Source organism: Nocardioides sp. Z21_20, from assembly GCF_059766585.1.
The window spans coordinates 291,687-312,416 of sequence record NZ_JCBAJX010000001.1 but is presented as its reverse complement, the minus strand read 5'-3'; the positions used below and the strand labels follow the sequence as shown (position 1 = coordinate 312,416).

At 73.0% G+C, this 20,730-nt stretch carries 17 protein-coding genes; 9 read left to right on the top strand and 8 right to left on the bottom strand.

Going from position 1 to position 20,730, the window contains the following annotated elements; all coding sequences use genetic code 11:
- Positions 1 to 5: 5 nt before the first annotated feature.
- Complete coding sequence (locus tag AC6EH9_RS01575) at positions 6 to 2,288, top strand: transglutaminaseTgpA domain-containing protein (RefSeq protein WP_498419889.1); 2,283 nt, start codon at positions 6 to 8, stop codon at positions 2,286 to 2,288.
- A gap of 13 nt (positions 2,289 to 2,301) precedes the next feature.
- Positions 2,302 to 2,916 carry a DUF305 domain-containing protein gene (locus AC6EH9_RS01570; RefSeq protein WP_498419887.1) on the top strand — a complete coding sequence of 205 codons (615 nt, stop codon included), beginning with the start codon at positions 2,302 to 2,304 and terminating at the stop codon, positions 2,914 to 2,916.
- A gap of 12 nt (positions 2,917 to 2,928) precedes the next feature.
- Here the strand turns inward: AC6EH9_RS01570 and AC6EH9_RS01565 are convergent, their stop codons facing one another.
- Genes AC6EH9_RS01565 through AC6EH9_RS01540 form a run of 6 tightly spaced genes read right to left on the bottom strand, consistent with a single transcriptional unit; the run spans position 2,929 to position 9,855 of the window.
- On the bottom strand, positions 2,929 to 4,824 hold the full coding sequence (locus AC6EH9_RS01565) for a penicillin-binding transpeptidase domain-containing protein (RefSeq protein WP_498419886.1): 1,896 nt from the start codon (positions 4,822 to 4,824) through the stop codon (positions 2,929 to 2,931).
- Positions 4,825 to 4,858: 34 nt separating this feature from the next.
- Positions 4,859 to 5,041, bottom strand: a complete 183-nt coding sequence (locus tag AC6EH9_RS01560; RefSeq protein ID WP_498419884.1) for a DUF8730 family Cys-rich protein — start codon at positions 5,039 to 5,041, stop codon at positions 4,859 to 4,861.
- Between the two features lie 37 nt (positions 5,042 to 5,078).
- Entirely contained in the window at positions 5,079 to 7,250 is a 2,172-nt protein-coding gene (locus tag AC6EH9_RS01555; RefSeq protein ID WP_498419882.1) for an MMPL family transporter, read from the bottom strand.
- Positions 7,251 to 7,307: 57 nt separating this feature from the next.
- Complete coding sequence (locus AC6EH9_RS01550; RefSeq protein WP_498419880.1) at positions 7,308 to 8,129, bottom strand: sulfite exporter TauE/SafE family protein; 822 nt, start codon at positions 8,127 to 8,129, stop codon at positions 7,308 to 7,310.
- Positions 8,126 to 9,538: an MBL fold metallo-hydrolase gene (locus AC6EH9_RS01545; RefSeq protein WP_498419878.1), complete on the bottom strand. Its 1,413-nt coding sequence runs from the start codon at positions 9,536 to 9,538 to the stop codon at positions 8,126 to 8,128. Before AC6EH9_RS01545 ends, AC6EH9_RS01550 begins: the two co-directional genes overlap by 4 nt.
- Positions 9,535 to 9,855: a rhodanese-like domain-containing protein gene (locus AC6EH9_RS01540; RefSeq protein WP_498419877.1), complete on the bottom strand. Its 321-nt coding sequence runs from the start codon at positions 9,853 to 9,855 to the stop codon at positions 9,535 to 9,537. Before AC6EH9_RS01540 ends, AC6EH9_RS01545 begins: the two co-directional genes overlap by 4 nt.
- A gap of 151 nt (positions 9,856 to 10,006) precedes the next feature.
- Here AC6EH9_RS01540 and AC6EH9_RS01535 point away from each other — a divergent pair, with 151 nt between their 5' ends.
- The 5 genes from AC6EH9_RS01535 (at position 10,007) to AC6EH9_RS01515 (ending at position 15,094) form a co-directional block, all read left to right on the top strand.
- Positions 10,007 to 10,270 (top strand): metal-sensitive transcriptional regulator, encoded by a 264-nt coding sequence (locus AC6EH9_RS01535; protein ID WP_498419876.1) that lies wholly within the window; start codon positions 10,007 to 10,009, stop codon positions 10,268 to 10,270.
- A gap of 131 nt (positions 10,271 to 10,401) precedes the next feature.
- Positions 10,402 to 12,357 (top strand): M3 family metallopeptidase, encoded by a 1,956-nt coding sequence (locus AC6EH9_RS01530; RefSeq protein WP_498419875.1) that lies wholly within the window; start codon positions 10,402 to 10,404, stop codon positions 12,355 to 12,357.
- Positions 12,358 to 12,441: 84 nt separating this feature from the next.
- Positions 12,442 to 13,197, top strand: coding sequence for a PadR family transcriptional regulator (locus AC6EH9_RS01525; RefSeq protein WP_498419873.1), 756 nt, complete (start codon positions 12,442 to 12,444; stop codon positions 13,195 to 13,197).
- 56 nt (positions 13,198 to 13,253) lie between these two features.
- Complete coding sequence (locus AC6EH9_RS01520) at positions 13,254 to 14,474, top strand: acyl-CoA dehydrogenase family protein (RefSeq protein WP_498419871.1); 1,221 nt, start codon at positions 13,254 to 13,256, stop codon at positions 14,472 to 14,474.
- The gene (locus AC6EH9_RS01515; RefSeq protein WP_498419870.1) at positions 14,471 to 15,094 is read left to right on the top strand and encodes a hypothetical protein; all 624 of its coding nucleotides are present in this window, start codon (positions 14,471 to 14,473) and stop codon (positions 15,092 to 15,094) included. Before AC6EH9_RS01520 ends, AC6EH9_RS01515 begins: the two co-directional genes overlap by 4 nt.
- Before the next feature lie 70 nt (positions 15,095 to 15,164).
- On the opposite strand, the gene AC6EH9_RS01510 is transcribed toward AC6EH9_RS01515, so the two are convergent.
- Positions 15,165 to 15,770, bottom strand: a complete 606-nt coding sequence (locus tag AC6EH9_RS01510) for a YceI family protein (RefSeq protein ID WP_498419868.1) — start codon at positions 15,768 to 15,770, stop codon at positions 15,165 to 15,167.
- 162 nt (positions 15,771 to 15,932) lie between these two features.
- On the opposite strand from AC6EH9_RS01510, the gene AC6EH9_RS01505 reads away from it, so the two are divergent.
- Complete coding sequence (locus tag AC6EH9_RS01505; RefSeq protein WP_498419866.1) at positions 15,933 to 16,205, top strand: hypothetical protein; 273 nt, start codon at positions 15,933 to 15,935, stop codon at positions 16,203 to 16,205.
- A gap of 23 nt (positions 16,206 to 16,228) precedes the next feature.
- Complete coding sequence (glmS, locus tag AC6EH9_RS01500) at positions 16,229 to 18,049, top strand: glutamine--fructose-6-phosphate transaminase (isomerizing) (RefSeq protein WP_498419864.1); 1,821 nt, start codon at positions 16,229 to 16,231, stop codon at positions 18,047 to 18,049.
- Between the two features lie 119 nt (positions 18,050 to 18,168).
- Here the strand turns inward: glmS and AC6EH9_RS01495 are convergent, their stop codons facing one another.
- Positions 18,169 to 20,694, bottom strand: a complete 2,526-nt coding sequence (locus AC6EH9_RS01495; protein WP_498419863.1) for an amidase — start codon at positions 20,692 to 20,694, stop codon at positions 18,169 to 18,171.
- Positions 20,695 to 20,730 lie beyond the last annotated feature (36 nt).

Genomic DNA, 20,730 nt, shown 5'->3' with positions numbered 1-20,730 from the left:
CGCGCGTGCACCGGAGCGCCCAGGCCTCGCGGACCGCCGCGCGCGGCACGCACGAGCTCTCCGCCGGCGCGGTCGTCGACGTGCTGGCGCTCAGCGTGCTGCTCGGCGTCGCTGCGATGGCCTACGGGCCCGCCTTCGAGGGCCTGTCCGGCTACCGCGCGGCCGGTGGAGGCGTCCAGATCGGCCTGGTGGTCGCGCTCGTCTCCGCGTGGCGCGGCTGGTCACGGTGGGTGACGGTGTCGGTGGGGGCCGGGGCGTTCCTGCTGCTCGGAGGGCTCTTCGCGCTGCCGCACGACGCCGTGGCCGGGGTGTTCACCGGGCCGGGGACGGGGCGCCGGCTGCTCTCGCTCTCCGGGTCCGTGTGGGCCGACCTGCCCACCCTGAGCGTGCCGGCTCCCGAGGAGTCGGGCGCCACCGTGCTGCCCTACCTGGCCGGGACGATCTGCGCCCTGGCGGCGGGCATGCTGGCGTTGCGCGGGCGTCGGCCGCTGCTGGCGATGGTGCCGGTGCTGGCCTTCGTCGCCAGCGGCATCATGTGGGGCACCGACGAGGCGAGCTGGGCGGTCGGGCAGGGGCTGGTGCTCGGTGTGGTCGGGCTCGGCTGGGCGTCGTGGCGCAGCGGCCGAGGCCGCACCCAGCCGGGTGCTGCCGCCCTCCGCTCGTCCGGGGCCCGGCCGCTCTGGGCGGGGGTGGCGGTGCTCGCCCTGGCGGCCGGTGCCGCGGGGGCCGGCGGGGTCGGCCTCTCCGGCGTCGCCGAGCGCCAGGTGCTGCGCGACGCGGCGGTGCCGCAGCTCGACGTCGGGGCCTACCCCAGCCCGCTGATCCGCTACCGCCACTTCGCGCAGGGTCTGCGCGAGGAGACCCTGCTCACGGTGCGTGGTCTGCCGCGCGCCGGCAGGCTCCGGGTGGCAACCCTGGAGAGCTACGACGGTTTCGTCTACGAGCAGGCAGGCGGAGCGGACTACGCCGAGCTCGACGGCGAGGACATCGAGCCGGCCGACGAGGGAGACGGCGCCGACCGCACCGGCGGCGGGTCGGGCGCCGAGCCCACCACCGTCCAGGTCACCGTCGGGAAGTACGACGGGGTCTGGGTGCCCGGGGGCGGAGACCTGCGCCGGATCACCTTCGACGGGCCGCGCGCCGGGCTGCTCGCCGAGAGCGCCCACTACGACGCCACCACCGGCAACGTGCTGGCCACGGCCGGGCTGGAGGAGGGCGACGGCTACCGGGTGCAGCTCGTGCTGCCCCGCCGGAGCGTGTCCCTGGCGGACCTCGGCGGGGTGGGCGCCGCCGACCTGCGGCTGCCGCCGGTGCTTCGGGTGCCCGCCGTCGTCCGCGAGCGGGCCGTGGAGTTCGCCGGGGAGGAGAGCGACCCGGCCCTGCGGGTCGCCCGGATCGTGGAGACGCTGCGCTACTGGGGGTTCTTCTCCGACGGCTCCGACGGGCGCTCGCAGCCCGGGCACGGCGCACCGCGGATGCAGCGACTGCTCACCGATCCCGTGCTGGTCGGGGACGACGAGCAGTTCGCGGTGGTGACCGCGCTGATGGCGCGCACGCTGGGCATCCCCGCGCGGGTGGTGCTGGGCTTCCACCGCGACGCCCGTCCGCAGGGCGCCGGAGACGGCGAGCGACAGGTCGAGCTGACCGGGGCAGACCTGCGCGTGTGGGCGGAGGTCGCCTTCGAGGGGCAGGGCTGGGTGCCCGTCGAGGCCACCCCGCCCCGCGACAAGACGCTGCCGGCCGAGGCCTCGGCCAAGGGCGGGAAGCGGCCGGGCCGACAGCGCCAGGGCCGCGAGCAGGACGCGGCTGCCGACGACGCCGCGGACGCGGAGTCCGATGCCGAGCGCGGCTCCGGGCGGCCGCTGGGATGGGTGCTGTGGTGGGTGCTGGCGCTGGTGGCGACGTTGCTCCCCGGCGCGAGCGTCGCGGCGGCGAAGGCGCTGCGGCGTCGTCGGCGCCGCAGCCGCGGCGGCGTGCTGCAACGACTCGGCGGGGCCTGGGAGGAGGTCCTCGACACGGCCACCGACGTGGGCAGCCCGCTGCCGGCGACACGGACCCGGCACGAGGCCGCGCAGAGCCTGGCCGCGCGGCACCCCGCCGCGGTGCTCGTGCCGCTGGCCGACGAGGTGGACGCCTGGGTGTTCGGCCCCGCGGAGCCGAGCGAGGAGGACGTCGCGCTGGTCTGGGTCGCCTCCGACGCCGCCCGCGCCGCGGTGCGCGGCGGCGTCACCCGGCCCCGCCGCTGGTGGGCGCTGCTCTCCCCGGCCTCGCTGCGGCGGCGAGGCTAGTACCGTCCAGGGAATGAGGACTCTGCCGCGCGCCCTGTCCGTGTGTGCCGTCGCTGTGGGAGCCCTGCTCTCCGGGTGCGGGGGCGAGGACGAGTCCAGCGAGAGGGCCGACGCGTCGACGAGCGAGTTCAACGACGCCGACATCGCCTTCGCCACCGAGATGATCCAGCACCACGCCCAGGCCCTGTCGATGGTGGACCTCACCGTGGGCCGGCCGCTGAGTCCCGGGACCTCCCAGCTGGTCGAGGACATCCGGGACGCGCAGAGCCCGGAGATCGAGACGATGAGCGACTGGCTGGTCACCTGGGACGAGCCGGTGCCCGAGACGGTGCGTGACCACGCCAACTCCCACGGCGGGGGTCACGGCGGGGGGCACGGTGACGCCGAGGGCGGCGACATGCCCGGGATGATGTCCGCGGCCGAGATGACGGCGCTGGAGAAGGCCTCGGACGCCGGGTTCGAGGACCTGTGGCTGGAGATGATGATCGAGCACCACGAGGGCGCCGTCACGATGGCCGAGGAGCAGCAGGAGGCCGGGCAGTACGGGCCTGCCCTCGAGCACGCCGAGGACATCGAGACCAGTCAGCAGGCCGAGATCGAGATGATGGAGGGCATGCTCGAGTCCTGAGCGGCCCGCGACTCAGCCGACGGCCCGCAGGAACTGCTCGAGGATCGGGCCGGAGGTCCGCGACCCCGACTGGCCCCTCTCCACGAACACCGCCACCGCCAGGTCCCCCTGGGCCGCGACCATCCAGGTGTGGGTGGCCAGCGGCGTGGCGGTGCCGAACTCCGCCGTGCCGGTCTTGGCGATCACCTGCCCGGGCAGGTCGGCCAGGAACGCGCCGCTGCCCTCGGTGACCACCGCGCGCAGCAGCGCGCGCAGCTCCCGTGCCTCCGCCGGGGTGAGCGGCTGCTTCGGCGGCGTCCGGGTCACCTCGACGTCCGGCAGCAGCACCGGCAGCACGGCCTCGCCGGCGCTCACCGAGGCCATCACGGTCGCCATCGCCATCGGCGAGGCCAGCACCTGGCCCTGGCCGATCAGGTCGGCCGCGGCCGTCGTCTCGCTCGCGGGGGGAGGAACCTCGCCGAAGAAGGCCGGGAAGCCGAGGTCGTGGTCGACGCCGAGCCCCAGGGCGGCGGCCGCGTCGGACAGCGCACCGTCGGCGACCCGGGCGCGCGAGGAGATGATCGCGGTGTTGCAGGAGTGGGCGATCGCGGTGCGCAGCGGGACCCGGCCCAGGGCGGAGGCGGGGTAGTCGTCGTAGTTCTTGAACGCCTTGCCGTCCACGCTGACCGTCGGCGCGCAGGTCACCGGGGTGGCCGCGGTGAGGCCCCCCCGCAGCAGCGCCAGCGAGCTGACCACCTTGAAGGTGGAGCCCGGTGCGTACTGGCCGAACGTCGCGGTGTTGTAGCCCTGGGAGCCGGGCCCGCTGGCCGCGGCGACGATCTCGCCGGTGCTGGGCCGGAGCGCGACCAGCGCGCTGGGGGGACGGACCCCGGCCAGCGAGGCCTCCGCCGCGCTCTGGGCCCGAAGGTCGAGGGTGGTGCGCAGCGGCTCGCCGCTGGTCTCCTCGACGTCGAAGAGGGAGCGCGCCTCGCCCGCCGCGTCGGCCGACTGCGGAACGGCGCGGACCGCGATCCCGGGGGTGCCGGCCAGCTGCTCGTCGTAACGCGCCTGCAGGCCGGAGATCCCGACCACGTCGCCGGCCTCGAGCTCGCCGTCGGACTCCTCGATCATCTCGGCGGTGGCCTCGCCGACCGTCCCGAGCAGGGGGGCGGCGAAGCCACGGGTGGGAGGCAGCGAGAGCTGGTCGCCGACGACCAGCACGCCGGGCAGCCCCTCGGCCGCCTGGAGCAGCGCGGGGGCGGCGTCCTCCTCGCGCAGCACGACCGCCTCGACGTACGCCTTGGCCCCGGCGGTGCGCACCCGCTCGACGTACGCCGCGACGTCGAGGTCGAGCAGCCCGCCCAGCTGTCGGGCGGAGGCCACCGCCCGGGCAGGTGGGACCTTCGTCTTGTCGACGCCGAAGCGCAGCACCCCCCGGCTGGTGACCAGCGGGCGATCGCCGGCCCCCAGGATGTCGCCGCGTCGCGCGGGCAGCACCTGGGCGTCGAGCACCTCGCCCTCGGCCAGCGACGGCTCGACCAGCGCGGGGTCCCACGACAGGGCCCACTCCTCGCCCGCTCGGGTCAGCTCGGCGGTGGTCTCGTAGGTCCAGGTCTCGCCGCCGACCTGCCAGGTCCAGGTCAGCGGCGCGCTCGCGGAGTCGTCCTCCACCTCGGGCTCGCCCGCCTCCACGGTGACGGGAAGGTCGCCCATGCCCTCGAGGATCGCGCTCAGCTGGTCGTCGGCGTCGGAGTCCTCAGCCGCGATCAGCACGTTCGGGAGGCTGCGCTTGGTCAGCGACGCCGCGAGTGTGTCGGCGAGGTCCGCGGCCTCGTCGGCTGACGAGGATCCCGAGCAGCCCGAGGCGAGCAGGCCCAGGGCCACCACGGCCGTCGTCGAGAGGCGGACACGGTTCCACGAGTTGCGCACCCGAGGAGCCTGCCACAGGACGGGGACGGTCGGCTCAGCTCTTGCCGAACAGGCGGCTCAGCAGGCCGCCGGAGCCGCGCTGGGCCTTGACCTCGGCCTTGGAGTGGCCCGGGCAGCGCTGCGACTTCGGTACGCCGGCCAGGACCTGGTCGACGTGCATCCCGCAGCCGGCCCAGCCGGTCTTTCCGCAGGTACGGCAGGTGATCGCTCGGCACATGGTGGTTCTCCTTCGATGAGGGGTGGGTGAGGGTCGGTCAGTCGTGCGAGAAGCGGACGGCGGGCAGCAGGCGGGTCAGCCAGGCGGGCGACCACCAGGCGGCGGCACCGGTCAGCCGCAGCATCACCGGAAGCAGCACCAGGCGGACCAGGAAGGCGTCGAGCAGCACCGCGACGCCGAGCACGATGCCCATCTCCTTGGGCGGCAGCGGGCCGGACAGGGCGAAGGTGAAGAACACCGCGACCATCACCGCTCCCGCGGCGAAGATCACCCGGCCGGAGTGGGCCAGCGAGCCGACCATGGCCTCCTTCGCGTCACCGGACTTCTCCCAGTGCTCCTTGGCCGAGGCCAGCAGGAACACGGTGTAGTCCATCGCGATCGCGAAGATCATCGCGAAGAAGAACACCGGTGCCCAGGCGTCCAGGAAGCCCTGGCTCTCGAATCCGAGGAGCCCCGATCCGTGCCCGTCCTGGAAGACCAGCCGGGCCACGCCGAAGGCGGCGGCCGTGGAGAGCAGGCTGACGAGCGTGCCGAGCAGGGAGATCAGCGGGGCCTGCAGCGCGAAGAGCAGCAGCGCGAAGCCCAGCGCCAGGACCACCCCGATGACCACCGGGGTGGACTCGTCGAGCTGGCTCTTGAGGTCGAGGTTCTCCACCGGGGCGCCGCCCACCAGGGCGGAGCCGGGGAGCTCGGCGCGGAGCCGGTCGACGGTGTCGGCGAGCTCGGGGTCCGAGGGGTCGACCGTGGGCACGGCCTGGATCAGGACCCAGTCGCTGCCGTCCGCCGCAGGAGCGGCCGGCATCGCCGCGGCGATCCCCTGGTCGCGCTCCAGCACGCCGGCGGCGGCGTCGGCGTCGGCGGCGTCGGCCACGATCGTCAGGGTGCCGGGGGCGCCGTCGCCGAACGCCTTCTGGACCTGGTCGTAGCCGACGCGGGCGCTCGCGTCCTCGGGCAGCACCTTGATGGAGGGCATCGCGGTCTTCAGGCCGATCACCGGCGCGGCCAGCGCGAGCAGCACGATCAGCGAGCCCAGGCCCCAGGCGACCGGGTGCTTCCACAGCCGCTCACCCCAGGCGGCGAACCTCGGCGAGCGGTGCTGCTCGGGCCGCGCCCACCGCAGCGCGCCCTTGTTGATCCGGTGATCGAGGCTGAAGAGCACCAGCGGGAGCAGGGTCAGCGTGGCGGCCAGCACGAAGACCACCGAGAGCATGATGCCGCCGGCCATCGAGCGGAACGACGGCGAGGGCACGATCATCACCGCGGACAGGGAGATCAGCACCGTCGCACCGGAGAGCAGGACGGCCTTGCCGGCGGTGTCCATCGTCTCCGCGATCGCCTGTCGGGCGTTCGCGTGATGGGCCTTGCGGGCCGCCCGGAAGCGGACGACGAGGAACAGGGCGTAGTCGATGCCCAGGGCGAGGGCGAACATCATCGCGAAGTTCATCGCCCAGATCGACACCGGCACGAGTTCGTTGATCAGCACCAGCGACCCGGCCGAGGCGACCAGGCCGGCCAGCGTCAGGATCAGGGGCAGGCCGGCCGCGACCAGGGCGCCGAACGCCAGCACCAGGATGGCCAGGGTCACCGGCCAGGACACCATCTCGGACTTGAGCATCGCCTCGAGGTTGGCCTCGTTGAAGTCCGACCAGAGCAGCGAGGCTCCCGTCGGGTTGACCTGGATGTCGCTGCGCGAGAGCTCCTCGAGCGGGCCCTTGAGATCGTTGGCGACCCGGACCATCTCGTTCGGGTCCGCCCCCGCGCCGGCCAGCAGGATCGCGGTGCTGCCGTCCGGGCTGAGGGTGGCTCCGGCCATCGGCTGGACGATCTCCGCGATCCGGGAGTCCGCGTCGAGCATCTCGGTGGCCTCGGTGAGGACCTCGGCGCCCGCGCCCTCGGTGACCGAGCCGTCCGGGTCGTGCACGACGACCTGGATGGCCGAGCTGGCGTTGCCGCCGAAGCGCTCCTGGGCCAGCTCGCGGGCCGCGACCGACTCCGATCCGTCCGCCTGCCAGCCGGCACCGGACAGGTTGCGCTCCACCTGGGGGGCGAAGACCCCCAGGCCGACGATCACGATCAGCCAGGCGACGGCGGTGAGCCTGCGGTGCTCGGTGACCCACAGCCCGACCCGGCCGAGGGGACCGGGGCGAGGTGTCGGGGAGCCGACGGCGGGATCGCGGGGTGGGGTGGGGTGGATGTCCGTCGTGGACATGGCGGATCTCTTTCTGCTGGGCGGGGGGGAGCGTGGGAAGAGGGCGGGGGACGCGCGTCAGAGGAGCGCGGGCAGCGCCCGGGCCGCGGTGTAGAGCGCGACGAGAAGCACCATCACGGTGAAGGCGCCGGCCAGGCGCCGGGTGTCGGTGCGCGCGGCGAGGCGGGCCCCGAGGAAGCCGCCGACGGCGGAGGCCGCGGTCAGCGCCAGCACCAGGTCCCAGTCCGGGGAGACCCCGGAGCCGGTGCGGACCGCGAGCGCGGCGGCGGTGGTCAGGGTGATCACCACGAGCGAGGTGCCCGCGGCGTAGCGCATCGGCAGCGCGAGCACCAGGACCAGGGCGGGTACGACGAGGAAGCCGCCGCCCACCCCGAGGAACCCGGTCAGCACGCCGACGGCCGTGGCGGTGAGCAGCACCGCGGCGGCGCGCCGGCAGTGGCACACGAACGTGGGGCGCAGGCCGATGATCGGCTCGTCGGCACCGGGCCGCTGGCCGTCGCCCGAGGGGTCCGTGTTGCGCAGCTGGCGGATCGCCATCAGCGCGCCGACGAAGAGCATCAGCACCGCGAACGCCGCGAGCAGCACGTCATCGGCGACCAGTGCTGAGGCGCGGGCGCCGATCACGGCGCCGCCGATCGCGAGCACGCCGAAGGCGACTCCCCGGCCGAGCAAGACGTTGCCGGCGCGGTGGGCGGTGGCGGCGCCGATCAGCGAGGTCACCCCGACGACGACCAGCGAGCCGGTGGTGGCCTGGGCCGCGCTCTGGTCGAGCGCGTAGACCAGGACCGGGACGGCGAGGATCGAGCCGCCGCCGCCGAGGGCCCCGAGGCTGAGACCGATCAGGGCCCCGGCGAGCAGGGCGACGACGAGCAGGGTCACCCGTCCGCCTCGGGGCCGGTCAGGTGCAGGCCCGCCTGGCGTGCCTCGTCGAAGGAGTCGTCGACGGCGACCACGTCGCGGCCCGCCGCGTCGAGCAGCGAGGCGGCGATGGAGGCGCGGTAGCCCCCGGCGCAGTGCACCCACACCTCGCCGCCCGGCACCTCGCCGAGACGGTGCGGGAGCTCGTGGAGGGCGATGCTGACCGCGCCCGTGAGGTGCGCCGCGGCGTGCTCGTCGGTGCGCCGCACGTCCAGGACCACGATCGCGCGGTGGTGCAGCACCTGAGCCAGGTCGGCGAAGGTGGCGGTGGGGAAGCTGGCCAGCGGCGCGCGGGTCCAGTCCTCGGGCCGGCCGGTGGCGTGCGCGGCGGGCCGGTCGATGCCGATGCGGACCAGCTCGCGCTGCGCCTGGGCGACCGCCTCGGGCGTCTCGCCGAGCAGCGTCACCGGGGTGCCCCAGGTGATCAGCCAGCCGAGGTACGTCGCCAGGGCGCCGTCGAGGCCGAAGTTCAGGGTGCCCGGCACGTGCCCGGCGGCGAACGCCGTCCGGTTGCGCAGGTCGACGACCCACTCGCCGGCCTCGATCCGCCGGCGCAGCTCGTCGGCGTCGGCCAGCGACGGGGGGCTGAGGTCCGGCTCGGCGGGTCCGGCGGAGTTCGCCGGCGCCATCTGGGCGTAGTACGCCGGCCAGGCGCCGAGCCCGGCGAGCAGCTCGCGGACGTAGGTCTCCTCGTCCTGGGTGAGCGCCGGGTTGGCGCTCTTCTCCCGGCCGATCGTGGACTCGGTGGCCGCGGACTGGGTGGCCGAGCAGAACGAGCCGAAGCCGTGGGTCGGGAAGAGGTCCGCGCGATCGGGCAGCAGGTCGACCAGCCGGTGCGCCGAGGCGTGCTGGTGGCGGACCAGGGTGTCGGTGTGGTCGGGGCCGAGCAGGTCGGGCCGGCCGGTGGCGCCGTAGAGCAGCGACCCGCCCGAGAAGACTCCCACCGCCTGCTCCAGCGACCCGTCGGCGTCGCTGAGCGCGTAGGAGAGGTGCGTGAAGGTGTGGCCCGGCGTGGCCAGGGCCGTCACTCGCATCCTCGTGCCCACCCGCACGACGTCATGGTCGCGGATCGGGGTCCGCTCGAAGGTGACCGGGTCCTCGGCGTTGACGTGGTAGCGCGCGCCGGTGCGCCGGGCCAGGGCGAGTCCTCCGGTCACGTAGTCGTTGTGGATGTGGGTCTCGAAGACGTCGCTCAACCGCACCCCGTGCTCCTCGAGCAGCGCGAGGACGCGGTCGATGTCGCGCTGCGGGTCGACCACGAAGGCGACCTCGCCGTCGTGGACGAGGTAGCTGCGGTCACCGAGCGTCGGGGTGTCGATCGTCAGGACCGTCAGGTCGCGGTGCGCCGGCGTCGAGGTGGGGTGACTCATGCCGTGCCTTCGTCGATCGGGTGGCCGGCGCGTGCCCAGCCCTGGGTGCCGCCGCTGACCGACCAGGCGTCGTAGCCGGCGGCGCGCAGCAGGTCGGTCATCGGCCGGGAGCGGTTGCCCGACGCGCAGACCACGAAGATCGGCCTCTCGCGAGGCAGTTGCGCCATCCGGTCGGCCAGTTGGCCCATCGGGATCGGCAGCGCGCCCCGGACGTGTCCCGCGGCGTACTCGGCGGGCTCGCGCACGTCGACGACCATGCCGTCGGGGAGGCGGGCGGCGAGCTGCTCGACGGTGATCTCGGGTGTCGTGTCGGTCATGTCGGGGGGTTCCTTCCGGGAGGGGATCCGGGTGTAGCCAATACCCTAGGGGGTATGGTGGCGGCAAGGCAAAACACCCCAGGGGGTATCCTTTTCCTCCTGCGGTGTGCGACACCGCCGCGGACCCGACCCCCGACCACGAGGAGAAGTGATGGAGCTCGACCCCGACGAGATGGGCCCGGTCATCAACCGGATCAAGCGCGCGCAGGGCCAGCTCGCCGGCGTGCTGCGGATGCTGGAGGAGGGCCGCGACTGCGAGAACGTGGTCACCCAACTGGCTGCGGTCTCCAAGGCGCTCGACCGGGCCGGCTTCGCGATCGTCGCCCAGGGCCTGCAGCAGTGCCTGACCACCGGTGACGGGATCGACGGCGTCGACGTGAAGAAGATGGAGAAGCTCTTCCTCTCCCTCGCCTGAAAGCGGCCGAGTCGGCGCAACTTCGCGTCGTACGGCGGTCGAGTCGGCGTGAGCTCGCGTCGTACGGCGGTCGAGTCGGCGCAACTTCGCGAGCCCCCGGGGGTGTCCGCGCCCGGTCCTAGGCTGACCGGGTGACCTCCTCTCCCGTCCCGCTGCAGCTGCCCGAGCCCGACGCCACCCACGACTGGCTCGAGGCGCGCACCCGCGCCGGACTGGATGCGGCGCGCGCGCTGGTCGACCGGCTGCGCGCCGAGTCGCCGGCCGGCGCCCTCGAGGTGCTGCGGACCTGGGACGAGGCGACCCGCCACCTCAGCAATGTCGCGGCGATGGGCTCCCTGTTCAGCAACGTGCACCCGCTCGAGCCGGTCCGCGACCGCGCCGAGCAGGCCGAGCAGGAGGTCGACCGGCTGCACACCGAGCTGGGTCTCGACCGGAGGCTGCACGACGTCTTCGCCGCGCTGGACCCGGCCGAGCTGGAGCGCGAGGACCCGTCGGGACAGGCCTCCCGCCTGCTGGCCAAGACCCTCGACGACTTCCGGCGCGCCGGCGTCGACCGCGACGCGGCGACCCGGGCCCGGATCACCGAGGTCAACCAGCGGCTCACCGAGCTGGGCCAGCAGTTCGGCAAGGCGATCCGCGACGACGTGCGCACGGTCCGGGTCCGCGCCGAGCTGCTCGCCGCGATGCCGCACGACTGGCTCCAGGCTCACCCGGTGGACGCCGACGGCCTGGTCGCGGTCACCACCGACTACCCCGACGCGATCCCGGTGCGCACCTTCTGCACCGATGCCGGGGTGCGTCGCGAGCTGACCACGCAGTTCCTCAACCGCGGCTGGCCGGTGACCGAGCCGCTGCTGCGCGAGATGTTCGCGCTGCGCCAGGAGCGCGCCGAGCTCGTCGGCTACCCCGACTGGGCCGACTTCGACGCGGCGGTGAAGATGATCGGCTCCGGGGCCGCGATCCCCGCCTTCGTCGACCGGATCGCGGATGCCGCACTGGCCCCCGCCGAGCGCGATCTGGAGATCCTGCTCGATCGGCTGCGCCGCGACCGTCCCGACGCCACCGGCATCGACGCCGCCGACCTGGCCTTCTACGAGGAGGCGGTACGCCGGGAGCAGCTCGATGTGGACGCCCGGCTGGTACGCACCCACTTCGCCTTTGACAAGGTCCGCCAAGGTCTCCTCGACGTGACCGGTCGGCTCTTCGGCCTGCGTTACGAGCCGGTCCCCGGAGCGCTCACCTGGCACGCCGACGTCGCGACGTACGACGTCTTCGCGACCGATCCGGCGCTGGCTCAGCCGCAGGTTCGGCTGGGCCGCATCCACCTCGACCTCCACCCGCGGGCGGGCAAGTACAAGCACGCCGCGCAGTTCTCGCTGACCGACGGCCTGGCCGGTCGCCAGCTCCCCGAGGGCGTGCTCGTCTGCAACTTCTCGCGCGACCTGATGGAGCACGACCAGGTGGTCACGCTGTTCCACGAGTTCGGCCATCTCCTCCATCACGTGCTCGCCGGGCGCGCCGCCTGGACCCGGTTCTCGGGTGTCGCCACCGAGTGGGACTTCGTCGAGGCGCCCAGCCAGATGCTCGAGGAGTGGGCCTGGGACGCCGAGATCCTGCGCAGCTTCGCCACCGACGCCCAGGGGGCGCCCATCCCCGCCGACCTGGTCGAGCGGATGCGGCGCGCCGACGACTTCGGCAAGGGCTACCACGCTCGGACCCAGACATTTTATGCGGCGATGTCCTACTGGTTCCACCAGGACCGGCCCGACGACCTGACCGCCGCGATGCGTGCGCTGCAGGAGCGCTACTCGCTGCTCGGCTGGATCGAGGGCACGCACATGTTCGCCAGCTTCGGCCACCTCGGCGGCTACTCCTCGGGCTACTACACCTACGCGTGGTCGCAGGTGATCGCCAAGGACCTGTTCGCCGCGTTCGATCCCGACGACCTGTTCGCCCCGGAGGTGGCGGCCCGGTACCGCGACCGGGTGCTGGTGCCGGGCGGCAGTCGCGACGCCGCGGACCTGGTCGAGGACTTCCTGGGCCGGCCCTACACGTTCGAGCCCTACGCCGCCTGGCTGGCCCGGTAGCCGCCCGCCCCGGGAGCCTTGTCTCGGTCGATACTCCGGCGTATTGTCGCGATATATCGTTCGTATCCGACAGGAGGAGAACCGATGACGCACGGATTCGACGCACACGGGGCCCAGGGCCCCGAGGAGCAGGCGGCGCCGTACGGCGAGAACCGGCCAGGCGACCGTCGACGGGCAGGCGCTCGGGGTCCCGGCGGCGGCCATGGCGGCGGGCACGGCGGCGGCCATGGCGGCGGGCACGGCGGCGGCCACGGCGGCGGACGAGGCCGGCCCGAGTGGGGGCCGGGTCGCCAGGCGCCGCCGTGGGTGGCGGGGCTGCTCGGCTTCGATCGCGGGGAGCGCCGCCGCGGACCGCGGGTGCGGCGCGGTGACGTCCGCTCCGCGATCCTGGACATCCTGCGCGGCGCGCAGGAGGGTGAGCCGGTCAACGGCTACCAGGTCATCCAGCAGATCGCCGAGCGGACCCACGACGCCTGGCGGCCGAGCCCCGGATCGGTCTACCCGACCATCCAGCAGTTGCAGGACGAGGGACTCGTGGTCGAGGACTCCAGCCGCGGGCGTCGCGCGCTGCGGCTGACCGAGGCGGGCGTCGCCCATGTCGAGGAGCACGCCGAGGAGCTGGCCGCGGTCTGGGCGCCGTTCACCGGCAGCGCAGGCGAGGACGTGGCCGACGACCTGGATCTCAAGCCCGAGATCGGACAGCTGATGAGCGCGGTGTGGCAGGTGGTGACCACCGGATCCTCGGCGCAGCGACGCGCCGCCGCCGAGCTGCTCGTCGAGACCCGGCGCCGGCTCTACGGCATCCTGGCCGAGGACGATGTCGAGCCCGAGGAGGGCTGAGCCCCGAGGCGCGAGACCCAGCCCGGCGGCCCGGACCGCGCCGTAGCATCGGCGCGGTGACCACCCCCTCGTTCGACCTCGACCAGGACCACCTCGACCTGCGGGCGTGGGTGCACGCCTTCGCCCGCGACGTGGTGCGCCCGGCCGCCGCGGAGTGGGACGAGCGCGAGGAGTTCCCCTGGCCGGTGCTGGAGGAGGCCGCCAAGATCGGGCTCTACTCCCTGGACTTCTTCGCCACCCAGAGCTTCGACGAGACCGGCCTCGGCATCCCGGTCACGATGGAGGAGCTGTTCTGGGGCGACGCCGGCATCGGCCTGTCCATCGTCGGTACGACGCTCGCGGCCGCCGCGGTCAGCGCCAACGGCACCCCCGAGCAGGTCGGGGAGTGGGTGCCGCAGATGTTCGGCGAGCCGGGCGACCTCAAGCTCGCGGCGTTCTGCTCCTCCGAGCCCGACGCCGGCTCCGACGTGGGCGCGATGCGCACCCGCGCGACCTACGACGAGGCCAGCGACGAGTGGGTCCTCAACGGCACCAAGACCTGGGCGACGAACGGCGGGCTCGCCGACGTGCACGTGGTGACCTGCGTGGTCGACCCCGAGCTGCGCACCCGCGGCCAGGCCAGCTTCGTCGTGCCCCCGGGCACCAAGGGGCTCAGCCAGGGGCAGAAGTTCCACAAGCACGGCATCCGCGCCTCGCACACCGCCGAGGTGGTGCTCGACAATGTGCGGGTGCCCGGCCGCTGCCTGCTCGGCGGCAAGGACAAGCTGGACGCCCGGCTGACCAAGGCCCGCTCCGGGACGTCTGGCTCCGGGCGCGCCAACGCCTCGATGGCGACGTTCGAGCGGACCCGGCCGGCGGTCGGCGCGCAGGCGATCGGCATCGCCCGCGCCGCCTACGAGGTGGCGCTGGACTATGCCAAGACCCGGGAGCAGTTCGGCAAGGCGATCATCGAGAACCAGGCGATCGCCTTCGCCCTGGCCGACATGGCCACCTCGATCGAGGCCTCCCGGCTGCTCGTCTGGCGGGCGGCGTGGATGGCGCGCACCGGCAAGCAGTTCACCGCCGCGGAAGGGTCGATGTCCAAGCTGCACGCCGGCGAGACGGCGGTGAAGGTGACCGGCCAGGCGATGCAGATCCTCGGCGGCAACGGCTACACCCGCGAGTACCCGGTCGAGCGGATGGCGCGCGACGCCCGGATCTACACGATCTTCGAGGGCACCTCCGAGATCCAGCGCCTGGTCATCGCGCGCGCGATCTCGGGGGCCCCGATCCGGTGAGCGCCGGCCCGGCGCGCGGCCGGAGCCGCTTCGACGGCTTCATCGCCGGCGCCGGCAGCAGCAGCGGCGTGCGCCTGGTCGTCGGGCACTGGCCGAGCACCCCGTTCGGGCCGTTCTCGGACGTGATGGTGGAGACCGCGCACGGGCACCGGCTGCTGCTCGCGCCGAGCACCGAGGTGCGCGACTTCGTCGCCGGAACCTACGCGTTCGACGAGACCCGGGTGGAGCCGGTGCAGGTCGCCGTCGGCGACGCCCGCTGGCAGGTGCGCTCACCCTCGCTGACCCTGGACCTGGAGGTGGGCCGGCGAACCGCCCTGGGCCGGCTGCTGCGCGCCGTACCGCGTGGACTCGCGGCGAGCCCGCTGTTCTGCACGCTCACCGACCCGGTGGCCCGGGTGGTGCTCAGCGGCGTGCGCACCCGCGGCACCGCCCTGGCCGGGCGCCGCGAGTGGTACGGCGCGACCGACGCTCGCGCGCTCACCGCGCTGCGCGGCAGCCTGGACGGGGTGGCCCTGGGCGAGCTGGCGCCGGTCGACCCGCCGTGTCGCTTCGGCTTCTCCTCCACCCCGCGCCGACCCAGCGTCACCACGGTCGTCACCACCGTCGACGACCTGCTCTGAGCCGGGGCGCACATGCGGCGGCGCCGGCCTCCGGATCTGCGAGATCCGGGGGCCGGCGCCGGGCGGAGGGTCAGGCGCTCTTGATCGCCGAGACGTCGAACTCGAGCTTGACCTTCTCGGAGACGAGGACGCCGCCGGTCTCGAGCGCGGCGTTCCAGGTCAGGCCCCAGTCCTTGCGGTTGACCGCCAGGCCGCCCTCGAAGCCCACCCGGATGTTGCCGAAGGGGTCCTTCGCCGAGCCGGTCTGCTCGAAGACGATCGTGACGGGCTTGGTCACGTCCTTGATGCTCAGGTCGCCGGTGACGGCCCAGTCGTCACCGTCGCGCTCGACCGAGGTCGAGGTGAAGGTGATCGAGGGGTAGGTCTCGGCGTCGAAGAAGTCCGCGGAGACGAGGTGGCCGTCGCGGTCCGCGACCCCGGTGTCCACCGAGGAGACGTCGATGGTGAGGGTGACCGACGAGGCCGACGGGTCGGCGGCGTCGAGGTGGGCGGCTCCCTCGAACTGCTTGAACGACCCGCGCACCGTGGTGACCATCGCGTGGCGCGCCGAGAAGCCCAGGCGGGTGTGGGTGGGGTCGATGGCGTAGTCGCCGGTGAGGTCGCTGATCGCCGTGGTGCCGGGCTCGAAGGCGGCCTCGGTGGTGACCTGGTCGGACTTGCGGCTGAAGATGCTCACGTTCTCTCCTGATGATTGAAGTTTGAACTACTGGCGTGTTGGTCTGAACGCAGGTGGCGTGCAGAACATTCCTGGCTAGGGGACAAACTCTGGAGCGCCGTTTCCTGCCCGATTTCGGGCAGGAATTTGATCTTTGCCGGGTGAGGGCGCATCGTCGGCGATGTGCCTGCCTCGCGTGCCCCGTCGGCTCTGGTGGCGCACGTCGTCGCGACCACCGGGCTCGAGGCCGCCGAGGCTGCCCGGGTGGTCGAGGACGTCGTCGCGTTCTACGCCGAGCCCGTCGAGGAGCTCGTCCGGCGCAGGCACGCCCACCTGAAGACCTTCGGGGCGCGGAACGACGAGATCTTCGCCCAGATCGCCGAAGAGCTGTCCCGGCGAGTGGTGGCACCGCCACCGCTGACCCAGCGCCAGCTGCGGCGCATCGTGTACGGCTGACCTACCTCTCAAGGAGACACTGCATGTGCGGAATCGTCGGCTACATCGGGACCCAGCAGGCCGCCCCCCTGGTCATCGAGGGCCTGGCCCGTCTTGAGCACAGGGGCTACGACTCCGCCGGAGTCGCGGTCCTCGCCGCGTCCGGGGTGCGCGTCGCCAAGCGCGCCGGACGGGTCCGCGACCTGGCCGACGCCCTCCCCAAGCGCTTCAGCGGCGGGATCGGGATCGGTCACACCCGCTGGGCCACCCACGGCCCGGCCACCGACGCCAACGCCCACCCGCACACCGACGCCAAGGGCGACGTCGCGGTCGTGCACAACGGCATCATCGACAACGCCGGGGCCCTGCGCCGCCAGCTGGCCGAGGACGGGGTCGACCTGGTCTCCGACACCGACACCGAGGTGCTGGCCCACCTGGTGGCGCGCTCGAGCGCCGAGACCCTCGAGGGCCGGGTGCGCGACGCGCTGGCCGTGGTGGACGGCACCTACGGCATCGCCGTGGTCCACGCGGACTTCCCCGACCGGATCGTGGTGGCCCGCTACGGCAGCCCGCTGATCATCGGCGTCGGCGACAAGGAGATGTACGTCGCCTCCGACCTGGCCGCGCTGGTGCGCTACACCACCACCGTGGCCCACCTCGACGACGGCGAGATGGCCACGGTCACCGCCAGCGGGTTCACGACCTTCCGCAGCGACCTGAGCTCCACCGGCAAGACGGCCACCACGCTCGACATCGACCCGGCCGCCTACGAGGCCGGCGAGCACGCGTCGTACATGCGCAAGGAGATCCAGGAGCAGGTCAGCACGGCCGAGCGGATGCTGCGCGGGCGACTCGTCGAGCGCTTCGGCACCGCACACCTGGGCGGGCTGAACATGGACGTGCGCGAGACCCGGGCGATCAGCCGGGTCAAGATCCTGGGCTGCGGATCGGCCTACTACGTCGGACAGATGGGCGCCTCGCTGCTCGAGGAGCTGGCCCGGATCCCCGCCGACGCCGAGGCCGCCAGCGAGTTCCGCTACCGCAACCCGGTGATCGAGCCCGACACCCTCTACGTCGCGGTGAGCCAGTCCGGCGAGACCGTGGACACCCTCCTCGCCGTGCAGGAGATCCAGCGCAAGGGCGGGCGGGTGATCGGCCTGGTCAACGTGGTCGGCAGCGCGATCGCGCGCCAGTGCGACGGCGGCATCTACCTGCACGCCGGGCCCGAGGTCGCGGTCGCCTCGACCAAGGCGCTCACCAACATGTTCCTCGGCTTCGCGCTGCTCGCCCTGCAGCTGGGGCGGGTCCGCGACCTCTCGATCGCCGACGGTCAGCGGCTGATCGCCGGCCTGGAGCGGATCCCCGCCCAGATCGAGGAGATCCTCGCCGGCGAGGAGGCGCTGGTGCCGATCGCCCAGCGGCTGGCCGAGGCCGAGAGCCTGTTCTTCGTGGGCCGGGTCCGGGGCTTCCCGGTGGCCCGGGAGGGCGCGCAGAAGTTCAAGGAGATCTCCTACCGCCACGCCGAGGCCTACCCGACCTCCGAGCTCAAGCACGGCCCGCTGGCGCTGATCGCCCCCACCCTCCCGACGGTCGCGGTGGTGCCCGCCGACGAGCTCGTCGAGCGCAACGTGGCGGCGCTCCACGAGATCGCCGCGCGCGGCGGCCCGCTGGTCGTGGTGACCCACCCCGGCGTCGACCTCGGCGACCTCGACGTCGCGCGCATCGACGTACCGCGCAGCGAGCCGGAGCTCGACCCGATCCTGCTCACCATCCCGCTGCAGCTGCTCGCTTACCACGCGGCGCTGCACCTGGGCCACGACATCGACAAGCCGCGCAACCTGGCCAAGTCGGTCACGGTCGAGTAGGTGGCCGACCGGCCGCGACGATCGCCGCTGAGCACCCCCGGCACGCGCCACGAGGGCTGACCCCGGACGGTGCCGGAGTCAGCCCTCGTGGGTGGTGCAGCGTCAGGTGAGGACGGGCCTCAGCGGACGATCCGCAACGTGAGCACCTTGCTCGAGCTGCGGGTCGACGTGTCGCCGCGGTAGGTCAGCTTCACCTTCTTGAGGCCGGCCTTGTGGAACCTCGGGAGCAGGATGCTCACGCGGCCGTTGACCAGCTTGGCGGTGATGCGGGGCTTGCCGGGCAGGGTCACCCGCACCACGCCCGTGGGCCGACCCGACGCCGAGCGGACGACGAGGCGGAGCCTGGCCCGCTTGCCGACCTTGACCTTGCCCTGGGGCTTCACCACCGAGATCGAGGAGGCCGCCTTCCCGGGCTGGGGGGTGGCGGGCGGCGAGGTCGGCGGCGCGGTGGGGGGCGCGGCCTCCGCCAGTGCGGACACCGCGACGGAGTCGGTGAACACAGCGGCGTTGCGGGCGGCGTCCTTGGCCAGCGCCAGCACGGTCACGGTCTCCATCGGCCCGGTGTCTCCGCGGTACTGGTAGCGGTCCATCGTCACGACCGCCCGGTAGGTCCCGGGCTGGTCGGTCTCGGCGAGAGTCAGCTCGTCGCCGTTCACGGTGAGCCAGAGGTTCTCGGCCGCGATGTCGCCGTCGGTGGTGAGGGTGATCGCCAGACGGGGGCTCGGCCCGGTCCAGCCGAGCTTCGCCACGTCCACGTCGAGCTCGGGCGCCGTGACGTCGGTCCGGTTCTCGGGTCGCTGTGCGGCGTCCGCGACGAGGGTGACCACGTCCTGGCTCAGCGCGGGCGTGCGCGGTGCCGGCTCCCGGTACTGCGTCGCCTGCTCGTAGTCGTAGGCGATGGAGAGCAGGTCGTTGTCGGTGTACGGCATGCCCGCGAAGGTGACGTTCATCGGCATGTCGATGTCGGCCAGTTGCCCCATCGGCACCGACACGCTCGGCAGACCGAAGATCCGCATGACGTGGTCGGTCGCGGATCGCCCGACGCCGTAGGCATGGGCGGCGGCGTTCGAGGCGACGTTCACGTCGGCGTTCGCCTTTCCGATGTCGGCCGCTGCGGGGAACGCCAGGAGGTCCAGGTCGTTCGCCTCGAGCCAGGCGTCGAAGTCCTCCTCGCGCGTGCGGTCCCAGCCCGCGACCGCCTCGGCCAGCCCCTCGACGGCGAAGAGGTCGTCGGGCATCCGGGTCTTGATCGCCTCGATGCGGTTGGCGTACGACCGCGTCGTGGCGTCCGGGTCGGCCGGGAGGCGGCTCGGGTAGGGGAACACGGTGGCCGGGTCGACGTTCGCCCACGACGGGTAGGCGCTGTCCTGGTTGGACTTCAGGAACTTCTCCATCCAGAAGGAGGCGTAGTCACCGGTCTCCAGGCTCTTCCAGGCCGTGGGCACGTAGCCCCGCGTGTACATGCTCTCGGCGCCCGCGCGGTCCTCGAAGTAGTTCTCGACGAGGGGGAAGTCCACCTCGACGACCTCGGCACCCTGGGCGCGGAGGTCGTCGGCGGTGCGCTCCCACAGGTCGATCACCGACTGGCGGGTCGCGATCGGGGTCTTGGTCTCGGTGTCCTTGTTGAGGTACATCCGGGGGACGCCGATCCGCTTGCCCGCGAGCGCGTCGGTGTCCTTGAGGTCGAGGAACGACTCGGGACGGACGTCCTCGACGTCGGGAAGGTCGACGAACGGCTGGGTGAGCCAGAAGTCGCCCTCGGGCGTGGTGTCCTCCTGGGCCAGCACGTCCAGCACCGTCAGCGTGTCCTCGACGGTGCGCGTGTGCGGCACGACGACGTCGCGGGTCGGCCACAGCGGCGAGTTGCCCCGGATGGAGATCATCCCGCGCGAAGGCGTGTAGGCGATCAGGCCGTTGTTCGAGGCCGGCGATCGACCCGAGGAGACCGTCTCCTCGCCCATCCCGAAGGTGGCGAGGTTGGCAGCCGTCGACGTCCCGGAGCCGTTCGAGGAGCCCGAGCCCCAGGCGGCCGTGAGGAAGCGGGGGTTGTACGGGCTCTCGGCCCGGCCGTACACGCCGCGCTGCATGCCGCCGTTGGCGATCGGCGGCATGTTCGTCTTGCCGATCAGCAGGCCACCGGACTCGCGGATCGCCTGGACCGAGAACGCGTCCTCGTTGGCGACCAGGTTCTTGAACGCCGGGGAGCCCGATGCCACGGTCAGGCCCTTGACCTTGTAGCTGTCCTTCACCGTGAAGGGGATGCCGTGGAGCGGGCCCAGGATGGTGCCCTCGGCCCGGAGCTTGTCCATCCGGGCCGCCTCGGCGAGCACCTCCTCGTTCTTCACCACCACCGAGTTCAAGGTGATGCCGCCATGGTCGTAGGCCGCGATGCGGTTGAGGTACATCGCGGTGAGCTCGACGCTGGTGAGCGTGCCCGAGTCCAGGGCCGCGGTGATCTCGGCGATCGTCGCCTCGTTGACGTCGAAGACGTCGACGGCGGCGGTTGCAGCGGCAGGAACGGTCGCGGCCTGGGTCGCCGGAACCCCGGCCAGGACGGCGAGCCCCAGGCTGAGGACCGCTCCGGTTGCCAGGAGACGGTGGTGGATCCGTCCGGGCTTGCCCGACGGGCTTGGTGCTTTCTTCACAGACTCTCCTCTTGTGGGCAGCCAGTCCCCTGCACG